Genomic DNA, 19497 nt, shown 5'->3' on the forward strand with positions numbered 1-19497 from the left:
GGTGCGGTGGGGCGCGGTGACAGCGCCCGGGCGCATGACCGAAGATCCTGGCGTGACGTTCTCCCAGATGGTGGCGCTGACGACCCGCTTGCCCCGGCGGGGCCGCGGTTTCTGGTACTCCGTGGCGATCGACCTGCTGTGGCCGCTGGTGGTGCTGTTCGTGCGGATGAGGATGGCGGGCCGGACCAACATCCCCCGAGAGGGTGCGGTGCTGCTGGCGTCCAACCACCTCTCGTTCGCCGACCCCGTGACGCTGACCGCGTTCGCGCTCGCGTCCGGCCGCGTGCCCCGGTACCTGGCCAAGGCGAGCCTGTGGAAGGCGCCGGTGCTCGGGTGGGTCATGTCGTCCGGGCGGCACATCCCGGTCGACCGCGACAGCGTGCGGGCCGGCAAGGCGCTGGACAGCGCGCGCACCTCGTTGGACGAGGGTGAGTGCGTGATCGTCTACCCAGAAGGGACCTTCACCAGCGACCCCGACGGCTGGCCCATGCGCGGCAAGAACGGCGTGGCGCGGCTGGCGCTGACGACCCGCACGCCCGTCGTGCCGGTGGCGCAGTGGGGCACCCGGGAGCTGCTGCCGCCGGGGAAGTTCGTGCCCCGGCCGTGGCGGAAGGTGTCCGTGGTGGCGGGCGCGGAGGTCGACCTGTCCGACCTGTACGGACTGGAGCCGACCAAGGCCGTGCTGGACCAGGCCACCGCGCGGATCATGGACGCGGTGACCACGCTGCTCAGCGGTGTGCGCGAGCTGCCGCGGCCCGGGAGCGCGTGACGGTCAGCGGGTCTTCCTGGCCTTCTTGGCCTGGCCCGAGCGCTCGCGCTCCCACCGCAGGTACTGGCCCGTCACGGTGGACACGCTGGTGAGCAGCCACACGGCCACGCCCGCGTCGTCGGTCACGCCGATCAGCGGCAGCAGTTCGGGCAGCAGGTCGATCGGGGAGACGAGGTAGACCACCGCGAACGCCCACGTGGCCATGGTGCTGGTCGGCAGGCCGTAGGCCTTGCGCTCGCGCAGCAGCCGGGGCAGCGCCTTGGCCCGGTCGAGCACGGTGCCGACCGGGCGCGGCTCGCCGTTGCGCTCCCACCGGCGGCGCCTGCGCACGACCCACAGCACACCGGCCGCCACGCCGAGCACCACCAGGCCGGAGCCGGCGACGACGGGAGGCAGGCCGATCAGCTCGTCGTCGCGCCACAGCAGCGTGCTCAGCCCGAGCAGGGTGAGGACCACGCTGAGGAAGATCACACGTTCATCGTAGTGGCGGTGGGCCGTCCGCGCGGGTGGAGCGGGCGCCTGATCACGGCGCGGAAACTTCCGGATCAACGGCTCACGGCGCGGGCGGACCGGTCCATACGATGGCGTGGTGAGCGATTCCCCCCGGTTACCAGCGCGATCCGCCGTCGTGGTGCTGTTCGTCGTCGCCGCGTGCGCGGTCCTCGCGGCGGGCGGGTTGACCGCCGTGGTCCTCGCCGACGACCGGCCCGACCAAGCCGCGCCGGTGGCCGCCGGGCGGGCCTCGCCCACCGCCCGCCCGGACACCACCCGCCCGGTCGGGCCGCCGTTGTGCCTGATCGGCTCGTGGCGCACGGTGGAGGAGCAGGTCATGGTCAAGTTCTACAACGGCGTCGACCCGCTGCCGATGGTCACCAGCGGGCGGGCGTACGAGTTCCGGCCGGACGGCACCGGGACCGAGCGGATGGACAACGTGGTGTTCCACGGCACGTACCAGGGCAACGAGCTGCGGCTCGTCGGCAACGGGTTCATCGAGTTCACCTGGACCGCCACCGACAAGGCCATCACCTACGTCAACCAGACCAAGACGCAGTTCACCTGGGCCTACTACGACCAGCGCGGTCTGGTGGAGACCCAGACGATCCCGTCGGAACAGGTGCGGCACCAAGTGGACGACTACGCCTGCCAGGGCACCCAGCTCGTGGAGAGCAACTCCAGCGGCTACCGGTCGGTGTGGGCGCGGACCGCCGGGTTCGGGGTGTACGGCTGATGCGCGCGTTGCTCGTCGCGGCGGCGTTGCTGGCGTTCACGGCCGCTCCCGCCGCTCTTCCCGGTGCTCCGGTCGCCGCGGCCCAGCCGTCGAGCCCGGAGGAGCTGGCCGCGGCCATCGCCAGGCCGGCGATCGTGTTCATCACCGTGGAGTGGCACGGCTGGGTGCGGGACAAGCGCACCGGCGAGGTGTTCGGCGGCGCGAACGGCTACGTCGTGAAGGCCACCTGCAGCGGCGCGGTGATCAGCCCGGACGGGCACGTGGCCACCGCGAGCCACTGCGTCCACACCGGACCGCAGGGTGGCGCGGGGGCGTTGTTCGACGCGGCGATCCAGGACCTGGCGGCGGTGGGCCGGGTCGTGGACCGGGTCAAGGCCAAGGCGCAGCTGGCCGAGCACGCCGTCGCCGAGGGCGCGAACCCGGACCGCCCGCTCGACCGCGCGATCCAGGTCGAGCGGATGGAGGCCACCGGCGACGGCCCCATCCGGGACGTCGCGCCGGCCACCGTGGTGGACCTCGTCGCGCCGACCGAGGGTGACGTGGCGGTGCTGAAGGTGCCGCGCGAGAACCTGCCGTCGTTGGAGATCCGGACCGACCAGACGGCGGTCGGCACGCCGATCCTGGCCATCGGCTACCCCGGTTCGGCGGGCGCCGCGGTCGACCCGAGCCTGGAGCCGAGCAACAAGAACGGCCAGGTGTCGGCGCGCCGGACGCAGAACGACCGGCCGTTCTACGAGTTCAGCGCCGCCGCGACGCAGGGCATGAGCGGCGGGCCGGTGGTCGACATGGACGGCCGGATCGTCGGCCTGGTGAGCCAGGGCTCGCCGGGGGAGACGCAGTCGTTCAACTTCGCCGCCGCGTCCTCGACGTTGCTGGACGTGGTGGCGGGCAAGGACGTGAAGGCCGAGCCGGGCGAGCACGACCGCGACTACCGGGCCGCGCTGGACCGCTACTTCGCGGACGACTTCGACGGCGCGGTGGACGGGTTCGACGACGTGCTGGCCGCTTCGCCCGGGCACTTGCAGGCGGCGGAGTACCGGCGGCTCGCGGTGGACCGCGGTGGGTCGGCCGGTGGCGATTCGTCGTTGCTGATCGGGTTCGCGGTGCTCTGCGGCGGTGTCGCGGTGGCCACGGCGACGGCGGGCACGGCGATCGCTCTGACCCGCAGGCGTCGGCTGGCGCCCGCGATGGTGCCGTCGGGCGCCGTACCGCCGGTCGCGTCCGATGTGGACACTCCGCCGTTCGGCATCCCGGTGCAGGCCGCGCCGGTCGTCGCGCCGGCCGCTGTGCCGGCGACTGTTGGGCCGCCGATCGCTGTGCCACTGACCGTTCCGCCTGTGGTCGCCGACTCGCCGACTGCTGTGGTGGCGTCGACCGTTCAGCCGCCGGTCGACGAGTCGCCGACCGTTCGGGCCGGTGCCGAGTCGCCGACCGTGAAGGTCGAGCGGCAGGACGAGGACGGGCCCGCCGCACCGCAGCCTTGATCGGGGCGTGGCACCTGATCGGGATCGGTTGGCCGGGCGGCGGGACGTTCCGGATCGAGTGGGGCGCTCCGCGAGCCGGGCCGTCAATACGATGGCCCGGGTGAGCGACCTAACCCGCGCCACCGGCTCCGGCGTGAACGGGTGAGCACGGCGGCGGCCGGTGTGTCCGTTGTGGACATACCGGCCGCTTGGCGTCCCGTTGTTCGCTACCACTTGTTCTCGGCGTGCAGCCACAGCCCGACCGCGAGGCCGACACCGACGAGGCTCAACGGGGAGAACCCCTCGCCGCCCGAGATGACGAGACCGAACAGCAGGCTGAACCCGGCTGTCAGCACGTACAGCCGCGGTCCCCACTTGCGGGTGAACCACGCGCCGGCCAGGCCGATGACGGCGACCAGGCTCACCAAGGTCAGCAGCACGACGGCCTGCAACGAGTCGTCGCCCCACTCGGCGCCGTGGTCGATCTCGTCCACCCAGCCCATGACCCCGAAGACCAGCACGAGGACGTTGGCGAGGGTCATCAGCACCAGCAGCACGACGATCCCGGCGCCCTTCTTGGCGCGCGGCTCGGCGTGGCGGTAGGTGGTCGGCGAGTCGAAGGAATCGTGCTGCACCATGGCGGCGGTCCTTTCCCGGATACGGCGCGACCCCGGTCGCCGCTGGCGCGGAACCGGTCGGGAGCCGTGAGGAGCGGGGCGACCGTCCGGCGCCCCTGACCGGTGACGCTACGGAGCAGGCGGGTGGCCGGGCGAGGACGGCGGGGGTGGAAGTTTCCGGTTCCTGGCCGTCCGCTCCACCTCGGTGAGGTCGGCGGCGGTCACCAGGCGGACCTCGGCGGCACGGCGGGCCACGGCGAACCGAGTGTTCTGGAGCCGGCCCGCGTGCGGCGCCAGGAACGGGTCGTCCGCCGCGCCGAACGCGATCGCCGAGATCGCCCGGATCGCGTCGTCGACCCGCTGCGGCCGGTGCAGGTTCCAGGTGTAGCCGTGCCACTCGCGGACCCGTTCGAAGATCTCCCGGTTCGACGGCGGCCGGGGGTAGTCGTCCGCGCCGACCAACCACGGTTCGCACAGCGCCAGCGCGACGAACCAGTCCCGCCCGCCCCGCACCAGCCCCGGACCGGTCTGCGTGTCGCCACCCGCCGACCCGAACGCGTCGTCCGACCCCGCCGGGACGTGCTCCACGTCGATGGTGAGCTGGAGGTCGGCGAACCCGTCGCCGTCACCTCGCCTGCCCAGCAGCAGCACGAGCTGGTTCTCGCCGACGTCCAGCAACGCCGTCGCCGACCGGGTCAGGATCACCCGCCGCGCGCCGCCCGGCGCGTCGAACAGGCTGGACAGCTGTGCCTCGCCCGCGCCGAGCCACCGCAACGACACCACGTCCGCGCCGACGGCCAACTCGCCGACGAGCCGCGACACGTGCGGCGCGCAGTCCGGCAGCGCCACGACCACCCGCCCCGGGCGGGCCGGACCCACGACACCGTGCGGCGCCCGGCCGAACAGCAGCGACTCGCCCGGCCCCAGCACCACCGAAGCCAGGCCCGCGCCCCGCACCACCACCCTCGGCACGGCGCTACTCCGGGCAACCGGGCGGGTCGCCCCGGTCCGGCCCCAGCGCACGCCACTCCTCGGCCAGCGACTCCCGGTCGAGCCTCCGGCACAGCAGCTCGACCGCGCGGTCCGGCACGAGGTCCCAGAGCCGGGCGGTGCCGTCCGCGCCCACGGACGCGACGAGCTCGCCGCTCGGGTCGAACGCCACGTCGTTCAGCTCGGCGCCGTGCCGGTCCAGCCGCGCCAGCTGCCGCGACCCGTCGAACTCCCACAGCCGCACCACGGTGTCCTGGCTCGCGGTGGCCAGCGTCCGGCCGTCCGGGCTCCACGCCACCCGGCGCACCGGCGCGTCGTTGCCGGTGAGCACGCCGACCTCGACCCCGTCCTTGACCCGCCACAGCTTCACCAGCCGGTCACCGCCTCCCGTGGCCAGCACCGAGCCGTCCGGGCTGAACTCGACGTCGATCGCGACACCGTCGTGGCCGGGCAGGATCTGCCACGCCGTGCCGGGGTCCACGAGGTCCCACAGCCCGATCCGGCCGCCCGACAACGTCACCGCGAGCGTGCGGCCGTCCGGGTGGAACGAGATGCCGGTCGGGTAGTTGGGCTCCACCCCGTTGACGGGGGTGTTGCGCGGCTCCTGGGTCGTCGCCCGGCGGTGCACCAGCTCCAGGTCGGCGGCGTCGAGCAGGAGCACCTCGTCGCGGTCCTCCGTCGACCCGGTCGGGGTGCGGCCCGTGACGGCGATCGTCCGACCGTCCGGGCTGAACCTCACCGAGGTGAACTCCGTGCCGGGCCGGGAGAACCGGCGCGCCTCCGCGCCCGTCGCCGCCTTCCACACCACGAGGAGGCCGCCCTCGTCCACGGTGGCCAGCTCGGAGCCGTCCGGGTTGAACGCCACGTCGTAGGCGTCGTCGGTGTGGGCCTTCAGCTCGTGCACCAGCCGCGATTCCCGGTGGTCCCACAGCCGCACCACGCCGTTGCCGCTGGTGGTGGCCAGCAGGTTGCCGCCGGGCTGGAACGCCGCGCCGAGCAGGACGGCGTCGCGCGGGCCCAACGTCGTCCGCTGGTAGGACCACACCGTGATCACGCCGGTGGAGTCGGAGCTGAGCAGGATGCGGCCGTCGGCGGACATCACCACGGCGAACGTGGTCACCGACCCGGCCGCGTACTGGGTGATCTGGTCGCCGGTCGCGAGGTCCCACGAGTAGACGCTCGCACCCACCGCGCCCGCCACCACGGCCGAGCCGGACGGCGTGAACGTGACGGAGCTCAACCCCACCTCGGGCGCGGTGAACACCTGGCGCGCGGTCCACGTCGAGGTGTCCCACAACCGGACCGTCGAGTCCATCCCCGTGCTGGCCAGCAGCCCGCCGTCCGGCGCGAACGCCAGCGCGCTCACCTCGCCGGTGTGCCCGGTCAGGTTCGCGACCAGCGCGCCGTCGCCCGCCCGGTGCACCGCGACGTCGTTGCCGTTGGTCAAAGCCACCAGCCCGGGATCCGGCAGGTACACCATCCGGATGGACGACTCCGCGGCGAACACCGCCCGCTCGGTGAACCCCGCCGTCTCCCACAGCACCACACCGCGATCGGTGTAGGCGACGAGCGTGCCGCCGTCCGGCGAGAGCGCCGTGTCGACCGCCCGGCCCGGCACGGTGAACACCCTCTTGCGCGCCGGCACGTCCCACAGTTCGACCTTCGTCTTGTCCGGGTCGGCGGTGGCGAGCAGCCGGCCGTCGGCGCTCATCGACACCGTCCGGTACCAGCCGCCGTTGTCGTCCAGCACGGCCAGCTCACGGCGCGAGGGCACGTCCCACAGGCGCAGCGTGCCGTCCCGGCCGCCGGACGCCGCGACCTTGCCGTCGCCGCTGACCGCGAGCGCGTTGATCGCGCCGACGTGCCCGGTCATCCGGCCGCTGTAGGCGTCGGTCACCGCGGAGAGCAGTGCGCTGCGCCCTTCGACGGTCGGGCTCGCCTGCCACGCGCCGAACGCCGCCAACGCCGCCCGCCGGGGGTCCACCGTCCTGGCCAACGCCGACTCCGCCGCCAACTGCCGCGACAGGTTCTGCTGCCGACCGTTGTCCGCCCGGTCCCGCTCGGCCTGCGCCGTCTGCCGCGACAACGTCGCCACCACGACCGCCACCGACGCGACCACCAGCAGCAGGCTCAACGCCGCCACCAAGCCGCGCAACCGGTTCGTGCGCCGTCGTGCCGCCACCTGCCCGGCGTGCTCGGCCGCCGTGGAGCGGGCCAGGAAGTCCTGCTCGACCGGCTGCAACCGCACCCGGTCCCGCGCCGACTCCAGCCACGCGGTCAGCGACGCCAGCCGCACACCCCGGTACAGGTCGTCGTCGTGCTGCCCGGACTCCACCCACGCCCGGACCGAGTCGGTGAACCGGCGGTGCTGCACCAGGCCGGCGCGGTCCTCCTCGATCCAGTCCCGCAGCCGCGGCCACGCGGTGAACAACGCCTCGTGGCTCAGCCGCGCGCCCGAGCCGTCCACGGTCACCAGCCGTGCCGCGATCAGCCGGTCCAGCACGTGCCGCTGCGCGGCGAACTCCGCCGGGTCGACCCGCCGCCGGACCACCGCGCCGTCGTCCAGCACGGCGACCAGCCGCAGCAGGATCGCCCGCAACGCGTGCCGCCCCACCGGGTCCAGCGCGGAGTGGATCTCCTCGGCGGTGCGCGACACCGCGCCGTCGATGCCGCCCGCGCGGCGGTAGGCGGCCAGCGTCAGCACCGGCCCGTCGCGGTGCAGCCACGACTCGCGCAGCGCGTGCGCCAACCGGGGCAGCGCGCCGGGGTCGTAGCCGATCTCACCGCGCACGCCGAGGTCGGCGATCATCCGCTCCGGCAAGCCGGGCTCCACGTCGACGCCGAAGTCCTTGGCGGGGCTGACGATCGCCTGCCGCAACCCGGTCGCGTCCAACGGGCCCAGCAGCACGGGCGCGGCCAGCGCGGGCCGCAGCGGTGCCAGCTCGATGCACCGGTCGACCAGGTCCGCCCGGACGGCCAGCACGACCAGCGCCGGCCGGGCGGCGGTCAACGCGCCGGCGAACGCCAGCCGGTCCGGCTCCGGCGCGTTGAACACCTCCTCGAACTGGTCGACCACGATCACCGGGCGCGTCGCACCGGCGCACCACTCGCCGAACCGGCCGGGCGACTCCCGGATCAGCCGCGCCCACTCGGCCGCGCCGGCCGCCGTGCGCGCGGCCATCGCGGCGGCCAGGTTGCCGACCGGGTCCACCCCCGGCGTCAACACCACCTGGGGCCACGTCTCGTCGCCGTCAGCGGCCAGGGCGGGCAGCAGACCGGCCTTGAGCACGGACGACTTGCCCGCGCCCGACGCGCCGACCAGCACCACCGGCTCACCGCCGCGGACCTGCTCCGCCAACCGGACCAGCAGCTCGGTCACGACGTGCGCGCGGCCGTGGAACAGGTCCGCGTCGGCCCGTTCGAACCCGCTCAGGCCCGGGTACGGCGTGGCCGGCGGCTGCGGGCGTGACGTGCGCGGCCGGTGGGTGGAGCGGAGGATCGCGCGCACCAGCCGACCCTGGTCCTCACCGGGGCCGGGCGACGTCGGCCGGGCGGCGTGCGCGGTCTCGCCGTCGAACGCGGCCGCCTCCGCCGCCTCGATCAGCGCCGTCGCCGACTCGAACCGCCGCGCCGGGTCCTTCGCCAGACCGCGCAGCACCACCGCGTCCAAGCCCGGACTGACGGTCGGGCTGAACACCGAGGGCGCGGGCGGCGGCTGCAGGAGGTGGGCGGCGACCTTCGCGGCCGGGTCGGTGGCCGGGTGCGGCAGGCGGCCGGTCAGGCACTCGAACAGCACGCACGCCAACGAGTACTGGTCCGACCGGCCGTCGACCGCGCCGCCGGACAGCCGTTCCGGCGCCATGTAGTCCCACGAGCCGATCAGGTCGCCCGACTTGGTCAGGGCGGTGGCCTCGGGCGAGGTCTCCCGGGCGATGCCGAAGTCGGCCAGGTAGGCGTGGTCGCCGGCGGCGATCAGGATGTTGGACGGCTTCACGTCCCGGTGGAGCAGGCCGCGCTCGTTGGCGGCGTCCACGGCGGCGGCGACCTGGCCGAGGATCTTCAGCGCCCGGACCGGGTCGACCTCGCCACCGCCCAGCGCGCGCCGCAGGTCCGTGCCCTCGACCAGCATCATGTCGAGGAAGAGGTGGCCGTCGACCTCGCCGAAGTCGTTGACCGGGATGACGTTCGGGTGGCGGATCGCGGCGGCGATGCGCGACTCGCGCTGGAACCGGGCGCGGTACTCCTGGTCCGTCGCGGCGGCGGAGAGCCGCTTCAGCGCGACGACCCGGTCGTTGACGGTGTCGTAGGCGCGGTGCACCACGCCCATGCCGCCCTGCCCGAGCAGGTCACGGATCTCGTACCGCCCGAAGTCCGCCAAGCCGGACCGCGCCCCCATAGCGCCCCCTCGTCTCGCCCGCCCGAACCTTACTGGGCCACGCCCACCGTTCTACCGGGCGAGCGTGCGGAGTGGGGCGCCGCGGACCGCGAACGGGGTGTGGAAGCCCGTTCGCGGCCCGCGGTCCTTCAGCGGATCCCGCCGGGTGAAGGGGTGGTGCCTGCGGGATCCGGGGATCGGGGCCCGCGGGTCGAGGGACGGACCCGCGGACCGCCGGGGTGAGCGACCTGGCGGATCGGTCAGATGCCGCAGGACGACGCCGACCAGAAGCGGCTGCTCCGGTGGTCGACGTGGGTGTGGTCGCCGTGACCCGGGTAGCCCGGGCCGAGGATGCCGTTGAAGCCGTGGTTGCGGGCCTGCTGCGCCAGGCGGCACAGGGAGTGCGGCCCGGAGCCGAGGTCGACCCCGTCGCCGTACAGGTGCCGGGAATCGGACGCGCCGCCGACCGCGCTGTTGCACGAGATGCTGCGGAAGCCGCTGGTGACCCGGATCGCCTGGTCGCCGAGCGCGTGCCGCATCGCCTGCAGCTTCCACATCGACACCAACGCGTTGAACTTCGCCGTCGTCGCCGAGACCTTGCCTCCCGCCCAGGTGGAGTTGCAGGTGTTCAACTCCGCGTAGGAGAAGTTGATGGGCGTGCAGTCGTCGTCCTGGAGCGCGTAGAGCTTCGAGAACGTCGCGTTGCCCGCCACGCCGTCCGCCGACAGGCCGTAAGCCTGCTGGAAGCGCACGACCGCGGACCTCGTCGCCGGGCCGAACTGGCCGTCGAGGCCGAGCACGGCGCCGTAGCCGGGGTAGCCGGACAGGCGGATCTGCAACTGCCGCACGTCCTCACCGGACGTGCCCTGGGAGAGGGTTCGGTTCCACGTGTAGCAGCCGTCGGCTTGCGCCGTGCCGCCACCAGTCACGAGAACCACGGCGACGAGCGCTAACGACGCCAGATAGGAAACAAGTCGGAGCACAGGGACCTCCAGACCGGGTTGGGGGACGGGTCTGGAGCCTGGCGGAGAGGTAAACTTGCGTCAATCTGTCCTTGATGTCTGAATATTTCACACCACGGGAACAGTTTGTGAACGGCTGGTCACGCGGGCACCGTCCACGCGGGTGGGACGTCGTTGAACCCGGCCCAGTGCCGCACGTCGAACCCGTCCGGTCCAGTCCGGCCGGCCGGATCGCTTCGGTCGCCTGACCCACCGGGGACGCCGGGGACGCCGAACTCGATCCGCCGGCGCCGCACCGCCCGCACGGTCTGCGCCGCCTGCCGGTCGAGCAACCCGTCGACCTCCTCGTCGCGCAACCCGTCGATCTCGTCCCAGAACGTCAGCACCCGGTTCACGTACAGCGCGACCAAGTGGTCCCGCGCCGCCTCGAACCGGCCGCCCGCCACCGCCGCCACCGCGTCCGCCAGCACCTCCGGCCAGTCCTCCGTCGTCACCCGCAGGCCCCACGGAGCCGACGGCGCCGAACCCGCCGAGGGGAACAGCGCCCGCACCTCGCCCCGGTGCGCGGCCAGGTACCGCCCGACCGATTCGGACACCCGCGACACCACCGCCGGGTCCTGCCGCACCGCGGCGCCGTCCACCGCCGCACGTGGCTTCGGCGCCGCGAAGCCCGTCGACCGCACGCCGCCGGTCCGCAGCACGACGTGGAACAGCGAGTCCAACACCTGCTGCGGCAACCGCAGGATCTTCGGGAACGGCGAGTTGTGCAGCTTGCGCCCCAACGGCACCTCGACCACCCGCAAGCGTTCGCGCAGCGCGTTCGCGGTCAGCCACACGTCGATGCCGTACAGGTGCGCGCTGTCGGGCCGCGGCCACGTGCGGGCGCGGTCGAGGAAGGCGCGGTTGAACGCGAACTCGCCGCCGATCGGCTGCTGCACGTGCACGCCGAACACCGCCGCCAGCAGCGGACTGGCCAGGTGGTTCGTGGTGTTGGCCTCGAACCGGTCGCGCCGGTACGCGGGCACGGCCAGGGTCGGCTCGGCGTCGTCCACCGCGTCCGCCAACGCCGGGATCCACCGCGGTTCGGCGGACCGCACGTCGGCGTCGAGCAGCAGCAGCCGGTCCGCGTCCAGGTCCAGCGCCCGGTCCATGATCGCGAACACGTTCGTGCCCTTGCCGGTGCCGTCGCCGCCGGAACTCGCGACGACCTGCCGCGCGTGCAGGGGCGTCCCGGTGAACCGGCGCACGGTGTCGTCGGTGCTGCCGTTCTCGGCCAGCACCACGACGTTCACGCCGTCGGGGCACGCCAGGCGCAGGCCGGCGTCGGCGGCCAGGGCCACCGCGCCGACCGTGCGCCCCTCGTCTCGGGCGGGGATCCCGACGACGGTGACTCGACTCCGCTGCGCCATGGGACGGAATGCTTGGCGGCCGGGGTTACGGCGACACGGCGGCGAGGTAACGGATCAACGGGGTCTGGCCTTCGGTCCGGTGCGGGCCAGCGACCGGCTCTGCCCGCGCGACCGCACGACCGGGGCGTGCGAGGGCGGTAACGGCAACGGCTGCGACTCCTGCTGCTGGCGCGGCACCCTGGCCAGTTCGACCGGGTCCGAGAACTGCGTGCGCGCCGGGCCGGGTTCGGACCGCACGGATTCCGACCGGGATTCCGACCGCACGGCTTCGGCTCGCGCTCGCACGGCTTCGGCGCGGGCCGAGTCCGACCGCGCGGCCTCGGACCGGACCGCCTCCTGGAGCAGGGCGTTCTCCAACCGCAACGCCTCGGACCGCACGGCCTCGAACCGCATCGACTGCTCCGACCGCGTCGGCCGGGCCCGCTCGGACCTGCCGCGCGGCGCTTCGAAGTGCACGGACTCGGTGCGTGGCGCTTCGAACCTGACCGACTCGGTGCGTGGTGCCTCGAACCGCACCGACTCCGTGCGTGGAGCCTCGAACCGCACCGACTCCTGGTGCCGGGCCGGTGACGCCATCGGCCCGGTCACCGGCGTCGGCTCCCTCGGCGGCACGGGCGGCGGCGCGTTCTGCGCCAGGTTCTGCGTCACGTGCTGGGGTGCGTTCTGGGGTGCGTTCTGCGGCACGGGGTCCTGCTGGGGTGGCACGTGCTGCGGCGGTCGGCGTTGCGGGCCGCTCGCGGTCACCCGGTTCTGCCGCCACAGCTCCGTCGACAGCTTGATCATCGCCGTCGGCGCGTCCAACCCGACCATCCCGACCAGCCGCCCGTCGTTGACGAACCCGGTGATGGTCCGGTGGTCCTTCTGCGAGCCCGCCAACGTCGTCGTGTCCGTGCCCATCGCGGGCAGGCCCGACCCCTGGATGCGCATCCCGTACTGCTCGGTCCAGAACCGGGGCACGGGGGTGAACGGCCGCGAATTCTCCCTGCCCGCCAACAGGTTCTCCGCGGCCGCCCGCCCCATTTCCACCGCGTTGAGCCAGTGCTCGACCCGACGCGGTTGTCCTCCGAACCGGAGGTTCGGCCACCGCGCGACATCACCCGCGGCCACGATGTCGGACCCGCCGACCACGTGGCACGTGGGGTCGCACAGCACGCCGTCCTCCAGCACCAGACCCGATCCGCGCAGCCAGGCGATCGACGGCGAGGCGCCCACCGCGATCACCACGACCGCGGCGAAGAACACCTGCCCGTCGGAGAGGTGGATCGCCACCCCGCCCGCCTGGCGCACCCAGTGCCGGATCTTCACGCCCATCGCCATCCGGACACCGCGCACCCGGTGCGCCTCGGTGACCGTGTCGGCGATGTTCTTGCCGACCGCGCTGCCCAGCAACGTGGACGAGCGGCTCACGATGGCCACGTCCCGGCCCATCATCTTCACCGACGCGGCCATCTCGCAGCCGATGAGGCCGCCGCCGATGACCACGATCAGCCCTTGCGTGGAGTTGATCGCCTGCTTGATCGCGATCGCGTCGTCCACGGTGCGCAGCACGTGGATGCGCGGGTCCTGGCGCGGCGCGCCCGCGAGGTGGCGCGGCTCGACGCCGGTCGCGATGATCAGCCCGTCGTACTTCAGCTCCTCGCCGCCGGGCAGGCCGACCACGCGCCGGTCCGGCTCCAGGTGGGTGGCGGCGGTGCCGAGCCGCCACACCGCGTTCAGCTCGCGGCTGATGGTCAGCCGCAGGTCGGACGCGATCAGCTCGCCGTTGATGGCTTCCTTGGACAGCGCCGGCCGGTGGTAGGGCAGGTGCCGCTCCGCGCTCACGATGGCGATCTCGCCGCGGAAGCCGAGCTCCCGCAGCCGTTCGCCCGCGCGCAGGCCGGCCAACCCGCCGCCCGCGATCACCACGCGTTCCTCGTTCTTCACCGGACACGCTCCCGCAGCTCGATCGCGCGCATCGGACAAGCGCGCGCGGCGGCCCGCGCCTTCGCGAACTGCTCGGGTGGTGGCCTGCGCTCGTACCGCAGGCGCTCGTCGTCGACCAGCTGGAACAGCCCCGGCGCCTCGGCCTGGCAGATGCCGTAGCGGTGGCAGCGCTCGTTGTCGACGCTGATGTCCAACGCGCTGCCGCCCGCGCCGTCCGGCTCGGGCTCGAAACCGGGCTCCGGCTCCAGCATGCCCAGCTTCACCAGCCAGTCCGGCGGCAGGAAGCGGGCGATGGCGATGGTCGCCGTCGGCACCAGGATCGTGAGGCCTGCCAACCACAGCACGGCCAGGTTGCCGTTCGCGACCGCGCCGAACCAGGAGTGGACCACCGTGACGGCGACCGCGAGGTAGGCCAGCTGGTGCAGCCGCAGCCACTTGCGGTAGTAGACCTTCTTGCGCAGACCCGCGGTGATCGCGAGGGTCAGCATGATCTCCAGGCCGAGGATGCCGAGGGCGTGCCGGAACAGCCCGCCGTCGTAGAACGGCACGAGGATCTTCAGGTACGAGAAAGCGCCGAGCTGCAACAGGGTGAACGCGAGCGCGTGCAGCGACCCGAACGTCAGGGCCATGGTCGCCAGCACCATGTGGCTGTTGCGCAACCCCTGTCTGCCGGAGATCTTGTTGGCCCAGCCCGTGGCGATCAGCACGCCCCAGCACAGGGTGGCGCACATGGTCGCGTAGGCCAGGCGGGCCGAGATCTGCGCCACGTGGCGCACTCCGGCGTCGTGGTCGCCGCCGGTCGCCTGGGCGATCAGCAGCGGGACCTGGGTGAGCACTGGTCTTTACCTCCGAGATGGCGGGAGAGAACTCGCAGGCGGTGGGAGAGGGCCGACCCGTGGCCGGCCCCGTCGGGCCGACCCGCCCGGCGGGCCGCGCAGGAGTGGTCACGACCTGCCGGGCGGGTTCGAGGGTGTGGAAGTTCTCCGCTCCGGGAGAAGCGCTGTGGTAGCGGTCCGACGATCACCTCCTCTCACTTGACGTTGTTGCGTGGCCGGAGCAGGCGCAGGATTCCGATCGTCACCACCGCGCCTACCAGGCACATGAGGAGCACGGCGAGGGGACTCGGGCCGCCCGAGGGGAGCTGCGCCGACGCGCGCACCGGGTCGGCGTTCACCGCGTTGCCGGGCGCGGCGCCGGCCGCCACCGGTTTGGACAGGCCCATGTCGGTGACCATGTTGGTGCTCTCCAACAAGGTCATGTGCTTGAGCACGATCTGGTTGCACACCTGGGCGAACTGCCGGATCGCCTCGTTGCGCGTGGTCGACCGGACCGTGCCGATGACCGGGAAGATCGAGCCGTGCGCGGCGCGCAGCCGGTTGGCGAACGAGTCGTCGAACGCCGCGCCGGTGCGCGACCGCATCTCCGCCATCCACGACTGCTGGTCGGCGTTGGCCTCGTCCGGCAGCGGAACGCCCATCTGGGACGCCAGCCGCACCACCCGCTCGTCGAGGAACGCGTGGTCGCTCGCCAGCTGCGCGCCGACCTCCTTGACCCGGGCGCTCGCGCCGCGGGTCTGCGCCTCCTCGCCCATGGGCATCTCCCACAGGCCCGCCAGCCGCACCTTGACCAGCAGATCCTTGTCCTGCGCGGTGATCGGGCCCAGCGGCGTCTGCTCCACCGGCCCCGCGCCGGGCGGGTCGTCGGCGTGCGCGACACCGGGCAGCGCGGGCAGCAGGAGCAGGTGCAGGGCCAGCGCGACCGCCGCGAAACGCTTGGCTGACATGGGTTTCTCGTCCTAGTAGCCGTCGCCGGTGGACGGTTGGCCGGGCGCCGCGCCGTCGTTGGCCTGCGCCTTCTTGCCCTCGGGCGTCACCGCGAACCACGTGCCGCCCTTGCCCTGGCCGGTCAGGTCGCCCGCCTTCTTGTCGCCCGCGTACCGGTACAGGGGCCAGCCGGCCAGCGTGACCTGCTTCTTGCCGTCCACGCGGGCCACCGAGCCGACCAGCGTCGGGTCGACGCCGGAGGTCATCGTGTGGTCGCTGACCAGCACGGGCGGCCACGCCTTCAGGCACTCGGCGTCGCAAGTGGACTTCGACGGTTTCGCGGTGTCCTTGTCGTAGCGGTACAGCGCGAAGCCGCCCGCGTCCGCGACGAACCACCCGACCTGCTTCGACTCGGTCGCCGAGAGCATCTGGTGCGGTTCCTTGCCGAATTCCGGCTGTTGTTGGAGAGTCGTCGAACCGGAACCGGCGCCGTTCGCGGCGTTCTGGCTCGCGGCGTTGTCGACCCCGGTCGCGCCACAGGCGCTGACCAGCAACAACGCCGCTGCTGCCGGAACCAGCAGCAACGCCTTCCGGGTACGTCGACTGCGCATCATTGGTCCTTTCTCCTGCTGGCGGGTCCGCCGAAAGGGCTAGCGGACCGGTAGGCCGGGTCCGTGCCTTTGAAGCGGATACCGTGGAGTACGGACACGATGCGATGACGGTTCACGAACAAATCAACGACTTTTTTTGCGGCCAAACCCTCGACGCGGAAGCCCTCGGCGCGCTTGGATGCTCGGCGTGGCGCGGCACAGACGCAGCACTTCCCCCCCAAGAGATCACAGTTGGCCGGACTTGAGTCTGGAAGACGAGCTGATCCGCAGGCTCTACCAGGAGTTCGGCAGCGCGCTGCTCGGGCATGCCATGAGGCTGACCGGCAGCGACCGGCAGTGGGCAGAGGACATCGTCCAGGAGACGCTCGTACGGGCGTGGCGCAACGCCGAGAAGCTGGAGCGGGACCCCGTCCTGCTGCGCTCCTGGCTGTTCACCGTGGCCCGGCGGCTGGTCATCGACGACCGTCGCAAGCGGAGCGTCCGACCGCAGGAGTCGGAGTTGACGCCGTCCGACGAGGCCCCGCAGCGGGATGAAGCGGACCGCACGCTGGCGGCCATAGTCGTAGCCGAAGCGATGAACGGACTGACGGAGGAACACCGGGAGGCTATTCTCGAGACGTACTTGAGGGATCGGACCGTCGGGGAAGCCGCAGCGGTGCTCGGGGTACCGCCCGGCACGGTGAAGTCCAGGGTGTACTACGCGCTTCGCGCCCTGCGGCGAGCGTTGCAGGATCGGGGCTGAACAGGTGACTTCGCAGCCGTTCCACATCGACGTGGCGGCGTACGTCCTCGGTGTCCTCGATGAGGACGAGGTCGACGCGTTCGAGAACCACCTCGCCCAATGCCGTCGATGTGCGCTCGACCTGCGCGATTTCGCCGAACTGCCCGATCTGCTCGACGAGGCCGACGCCAACGGCATGCTGCGCGCCAACGCGGGGGAGCGGCCCGACGGCCGTTCGGTGCGCGCGATGCTCGACTCGGTCTCGGAAACCAGGGCGCGCAAGCGCCGCAACGTCGCGCTGCTGGCCGCCGCCGCCGCGACGTTGCTCGTCGTGCTGACCGCGGTCGTGTCGGTGAACGTCGCCGCACCGTCCGACTCGGTCGCCGGCTCCTCCACCACGCAGTCGGTGCCGGAGCAGTCCAACGTGGCGAAGGGCGCTCCGGACGCGTCCGGCACCATCACCCGCACCGACCCCGCGACCGGCGTGTTCGCCCGGCTCTCGGCCAGCCCCGAGCCGTGGGGCACGTCGTTGCAGGTCGAGGTGAAGGGCGCCAAGGGCCCCACCCGGTGCGAGCTGATCGCGAAGTCGCGCACGGGTGAGGCGATGGTCATCGGCTCCTGGCTGGTGACGACGACGGGACCGGGCAAGGACCCGGTGACGTTGCAGGCTTCCGTCGGCATGCGCTGGCACGACATCACGGAGTTCGTCGTGCGGGACACGAAGGAAGGCGCCACCCTGGTCCGCCTACCCACCTCCTCCTGACCCACGCACCCCCACCCACCCCCGCGCGTGTCGAACCCTCAGGTCCCGCGTGTCGAACCCTCAGACCACGCGTGTCCTACGTCCAGAACACGCGTGTCGAACGCTCAGACCGCGAGAGTCCTACGTTCAGGACGCGAGAGTCCTACGTTCGGAACGCGTGAGTTGAACGCTCACGACACGCACGGCGCACCACCCTTCAACCGGCAGCACCGGCACGGCGTTTAATCCCACCAGGGAGGCGGCGCCGTGCCGTCGTGCGGAGGAGGTCGTGGTGGAGGTCGGATTCGTCGGTCTCGGCATCATGGGGCAGCCGATGGCGCTCAACCTGGCGCGGTCCGGCCGGCCGGTCGTGGTGTGGAACCGGTCGCCGCACCGGGCGGAACCGCTGCGGGACGCGGGCGCGCGGGTCGCGGCGACACCGGCCGAGGTCTTCGCCGCCGCCGACGTCGTGATCCTCATGCTCGCCCACGAGGACGCGATCGACGCCGTCCTCGACCGCGGCACGGACCGGTTCGCCGACCACGTCCGCGGCCGCACGATCGTGCACATGGGCACGACCTCGCCCGGCTACTCGCACGCCCTCGGAGCCGACGTCCGCGCCGCCGGCGGCGACTACGTCGAAGCGCCCGTCTCCGGTTCGCGCGGCCCGGCCGAGGCCGGTGAGCTCGTCGCCATGCTCGCCGGCGACCAGGACGCCGTGGCACGGGTCCGCGACGTGATCGCGCCGCTGTGCGCGGAGGTCGTGACCTGCGGCCCCACGCCCAACGCCCTGCTGATGAAGCTGGCCGTGAACCTGTTCCTGATCACCATGACCACCGGCCTCGCCGAGGCGTTCCACTTCGCCGAACGGCACGAGCTCGACCTCGGCACGCTGGTCGAGGTGCTGGACAAGGGCCCGATGGCGAGCAAGGTGTCCCGCGCGAAGACCACGAAGCTCCTCGCCGACGACTTCGAGGCCCAGGCGGCGGCCCGCGACGTCTTCACCAACACCCGCCTGATCACCGCCGCCGCCCGCGCCGCCGGGGTCGCCTCGCCGCTGATGGACGAGTGCCTGACCCTGATGGGCCGCACGGTGGAGCTGGGGCACGGCGAACAGGACGTGGCCGCCGTCGTGCACGCCCTGCGGGAACGGTCAGATTCGGCGCAACCCCATGAGGACGCGTTCCATCAACTCCAGTGACGGCCTGCCCTTGGCGTCGATCGCCTGATCCTCGTGCACGTTGATGAGGCTCATGTCGGACATGTCCGCCAACAACACCCGGACCACGCCGAGCGGCAAACGCAAAGTCGCCGCGACTTCCGCGACGGAATGCGGATTGCGGCACAGGTCGCTGATGATGCGGTGTTCCGCGGTCGACGTGAGAGCGTCTCTCGCCGCTCTTTCGTTCGTCGTCACGATGGTCTCGATGGCCAGCGTCGTCGCGGAGCGCGTCCGCCCGCCGGTTCTGGTGTAGGGACGCACCCGGAGGGTCGACACACCAGCTCCTCAAAGCCGTCGAAGTTGATCTTGGTCGCGCAACCGTCAGGGTCGCTGACGCCGGTAGACCCTACGAGCGATCACCGCTCCTGTCTCGGTTTTCCCGGTATGTGGGAGAGTTCGCGCGTCACGGCGACGGTCCGTGCCCGGTCGCTTCCGGGCGGTGTTCGACGCTGTGCGCGGCCTGTGCGCAGCCATCGGATGATCGGTCTTCTTCACCGTCCGTTCGCCGGTCGTTCGGCTCCGGATCGCCTGGGACTGGTCGTCCCAGGCGTCCGCCGGGGGTCTACCCGATGGGTGTGGGATTCGCGATCACGCTTACCTCGCAGAACACTTCGAGGGGTTTCCGGTGTCCTGGCGATGAGCTCACCACCGAGCGGCTTGTGGCCGAAACCAACGTAGGGACGGGTGGAGCGCTCTCACAAC

17 protein-coding genes are annotated in these 19497 nt (G+C 72.4%); 6 read left to right on the forward strand and 11 right to left on the reverse strand.

Features of this window, described 5'->3' with window-relative positions; translation table 11 throughout:
* The first annotated feature begins 34 nt into the window (after window positions 1–34).
* The gene (locus ADK67_RS13880) at window positions 35–769 is read left to right on the forward strand and encodes a lysophospholipid acyltransferase family protein (RefSeq protein ID WP_053716825.1); all 735 of its coding nucleotides are present in this window, start codon (window positions 35–37) and stop codon (window positions 767–769) included.
* A gap of 3 nt (window positions 770–772) precedes the next feature.
* Here ADK67_RS13880 and ADK67_RS50790 read toward each other — a convergent pair whose 3' ends face one another.
* Entirely contained in the window at window positions 773–1240 is a 468-nt protein-coding gene (locus ADK67_RS50790) for a YkvA family protein (protein ID WP_053716826.1), read from the reverse strand.
* A gap of 118 nt (window positions 1241–1358) precedes the next feature.
* Between ADK67_RS50790 and ADK67_RS13890 the strand changes: the two genes are divergently transcribed.
* Both ADK67_RS13890 and ADK67_RS13895 read left to right on the forward strand, forming a co-directional pair.
* Window positions 1359–1997: a hypothetical protein gene (locus ADK67_RS13890; RefSeq protein ID WP_157620274.1), complete on the forward strand. Its 639-nt coding sequence runs from the start codon at window positions 1359–1361 to the stop codon at window positions 1995–1997.
* Window positions 1997–3481 carry a S1 family peptidase gene (locus ADK67_RS13895; RefSeq protein ID WP_157620276.1) on the forward strand — a complete coding sequence of 495 codons (1485 nt, stop codon included), beginning with the start codon at window positions 1997–1999 and terminating at the stop codon, window positions 3479–3481. Before ADK67_RS13890 ends, ADK67_RS13895 begins: the two co-directional genes overlap by 1 nt.
* Window positions 3482–3687: 206 nt before the next feature.
* On the opposite strand, the gene ADK67_RS13900 is transcribed toward ADK67_RS13895, so the two are convergent.
* The 9 genes from ADK67_RS13900 to ADK67_RS13940 all read right to left on the reverse strand — a co-directional run bounded on the left by ADK67_RS13900 (window position 3688) and on the right by ADK67_RS13940 (window position 16110).
* Window positions 3688–4098: a hypothetical protein gene (locus ADK67_RS13900; protein ID WP_053716829.1), complete on the reverse strand. Its 411-nt coding sequence runs from the start codon at window positions 4096–4098 to the stop codon at window positions 3688–3690.
* Between the two features lie 108 nt (window positions 4099–4206).
* Window positions 4207–5049, reverse strand: coding sequence for a hypothetical protein (locus ADK67_RS13905; RefSeq protein WP_231648175.1), 843 nt, complete (start codon window positions 5047–5049; stop codon window positions 4207–4209).
* Between the two features lie 4 nt (window positions 5050–5053).
* Entirely contained in the window at window positions 5054–9463 is a 4410-nt protein-coding gene (locus ADK67_RS13910; protein ID WP_053716830.1) for an nSTAND1 domain-containing NTPase, read from the reverse strand.
* A gap of 239 nt (window positions 9464–9702) precedes the next feature.
* Entirely contained in the window at window positions 9703–10380 is a 678-nt protein-coding gene (locus tag ADK67_RS13915) for a D-Ala-D-Ala carboxypeptidase family metallohydrolase (protein ID WP_231648176.1), read from the reverse strand.
* A gap of 164 nt (window positions 10381–10544) precedes the next feature.
* Window positions 10545–11813 (reverse strand): hypothetical protein, encoded by a 1269-nt coding sequence (locus ADK67_RS13920; RefSeq protein WP_053716831.1) that lies wholly within the window; start codon window positions 11811–11813, stop codon window positions 10545–10547.
* Between the two features lie 54 nt (window positions 11814–11867).
* Window positions 11868–13736: an NAD(P)/FAD-dependent oxidoreductase gene (locus tag ADK67_RS13925; protein WP_063797596.1), complete on the reverse strand. Its 1869-nt coding sequence runs from the start codon at window positions 13734–13736 to the stop codon at window positions 11868–11870.
* On the reverse strand, window positions 13733–14572 hold the full coding sequence (locus ADK67_RS13930; RefSeq protein WP_197289436.1) for a ferredoxin: 840 nt from the start codon (window positions 14570–14572) through the stop codon (window positions 13733–13735). Before ADK67_RS13930 ends, ADK67_RS13925 begins: the two co-directional genes overlap by 4 nt.
* Window positions 14573–14766: 194 nt before the next feature.
* A complete protein-coding gene (locus ADK67_RS13935) occupies window positions 14767–15519 on the reverse strand; it encodes a DUF4142 domain-containing protein (RefSeq protein WP_053716832.1) in 753 nt (250 codons plus the stop codon).
* A gap of 12 nt (window positions 15520–15531) precedes the next feature.
* Window positions 15532–16110 (reverse strand): hypothetical protein, encoded by a 579-nt coding sequence (locus ADK67_RS13940; RefSeq protein WP_197289437.1) that lies wholly within the window; start codon window positions 16108–16110, stop codon window positions 15532–15534.
* Between the two features lie 178 nt (window positions 16111–16288).
* Here ADK67_RS13940 and ADK67_RS13945 point away from each other — a divergent pair, with 178 nt between their 5' ends.
* The 3 genes from ADK67_RS13945 (at window position 16289) to ADK67_RS13955 (ending at window position 18774) form a co-directional block, all read left to right on the forward strand.
* A complete protein-coding gene (locus tag ADK67_RS13945; protein ID WP_082403456.1) occupies window positions 16289–16852 on the forward strand; it encodes a sigma-70 family RNA polymerase sigma factor in 564 nt (187 codons plus the stop codon).
* Between the two features lie 4 nt (window positions 16853–16856).
* Window positions 16857–17594, forward strand: coding sequence for an anti-sigma factor family protein (locus ADK67_RS13950; protein WP_053716834.1), 738 nt, complete (start codon window positions 16857–16859; stop codon window positions 17592–17594).
* Window positions 17595–17865: 271 nt separating this feature from the next.
* Window positions 17866–18774, forward strand: a complete 909-nt coding sequence (locus tag ADK67_RS13955; RefSeq protein WP_053716931.1) for an NAD(P)-dependent oxidoreductase — start codon at window positions 17866–17868, stop codon at window positions 18772–18774.
* Here ADK67_RS13955 and ADK67_RS48935 read toward each other — a convergent pair.
* Window positions 18727–19071, reverse strand: a complete 345-nt coding sequence (locus ADK67_RS48935) for a DUF742 domain-containing protein (RefSeq protein ID WP_082403457.1) — start codon at window positions 19069–19071, stop codon at window positions 18727–18729. The two genes, ADK67_RS13955 and ADK67_RS48935, sit on opposite strands and share 48 nt — an antisense overlap.
* Window positions 19072–19497: the final 426 nt, after the last annotated feature.

The organism is Saccharothrix sp. NRRL B-16348, from assembly GCF_001280085.1.
In the GTDB taxonomy this organism is placed as follows: Bacteria; Actinomycetota; Actinomycetes; order Mycobacteriales; family Pseudonocardiaceae; genus Actinosynnema.

What these genes read in the sequence shown, in the direction of transcription:
- ADK67_RS13880 (WP_053716825.1), top strand. Translation starts at nt 35, where the DNA reads ATGACCGAAGATCCTGGCGTGACGTTCTCCCAGATGGTGGCGCTGACG.
- ADK67_RS13895 (WP_157620276.1), top strand. Translation starts at nt 1,997, where the DNA reads ATGCGCGCGTTGCTCGTCGCGGCGGCGTTGCTGGCGTTCACGGCCGCT.
- ADK67_RS13900 (WP_053716829.1), bottom strand. Translation starts at nt 4,098, where the DNA reads ATGGTGCAGCACGATTCCTTCGACTCGCCGACCACCTACCGCCACGCC.
- ADK67_RS13910 (WP_053716830.1), bottom strand. Translation starts at nt 9,463, where the DNA reads ATGGGGGCGCGGTCCGGCTTGGCGGACTTCGGGCGGTACGAGATCCGT.
- ADK67_RS13920 (WP_053716831.1), bottom strand. Translation starts at nt 11,813, where the DNA reads ATGGCGCAGCGGAGTCGAGTCACCGTCGTCGGGATCCCCGCCCGAGAC.
- ADK67_RS13935 (WP_053716832.1), bottom strand. Translation starts at nt 15,519, where the DNA reads ATGTCAGCCAAGCGTTTCGCGGCGGTCGCGCTGGCCCTGCACCTGCTC.
- ADK67_RS13940 (WP_197289437.1), bottom strand. Translation starts at nt 16,110, where the DNA reads ATGCGCAGTCGACGTACCCGGAAGGCGTTGCTGCTGGTTCCGGCAGCA.
- ADK67_RS13945 (WP_082403456.1), top strand. Translation starts at nt 16,289, where the DNA reads ATGCTCGGCGTGGCGCGGCACAGACGCAGCACTTCCCCCCCAAGAGAT.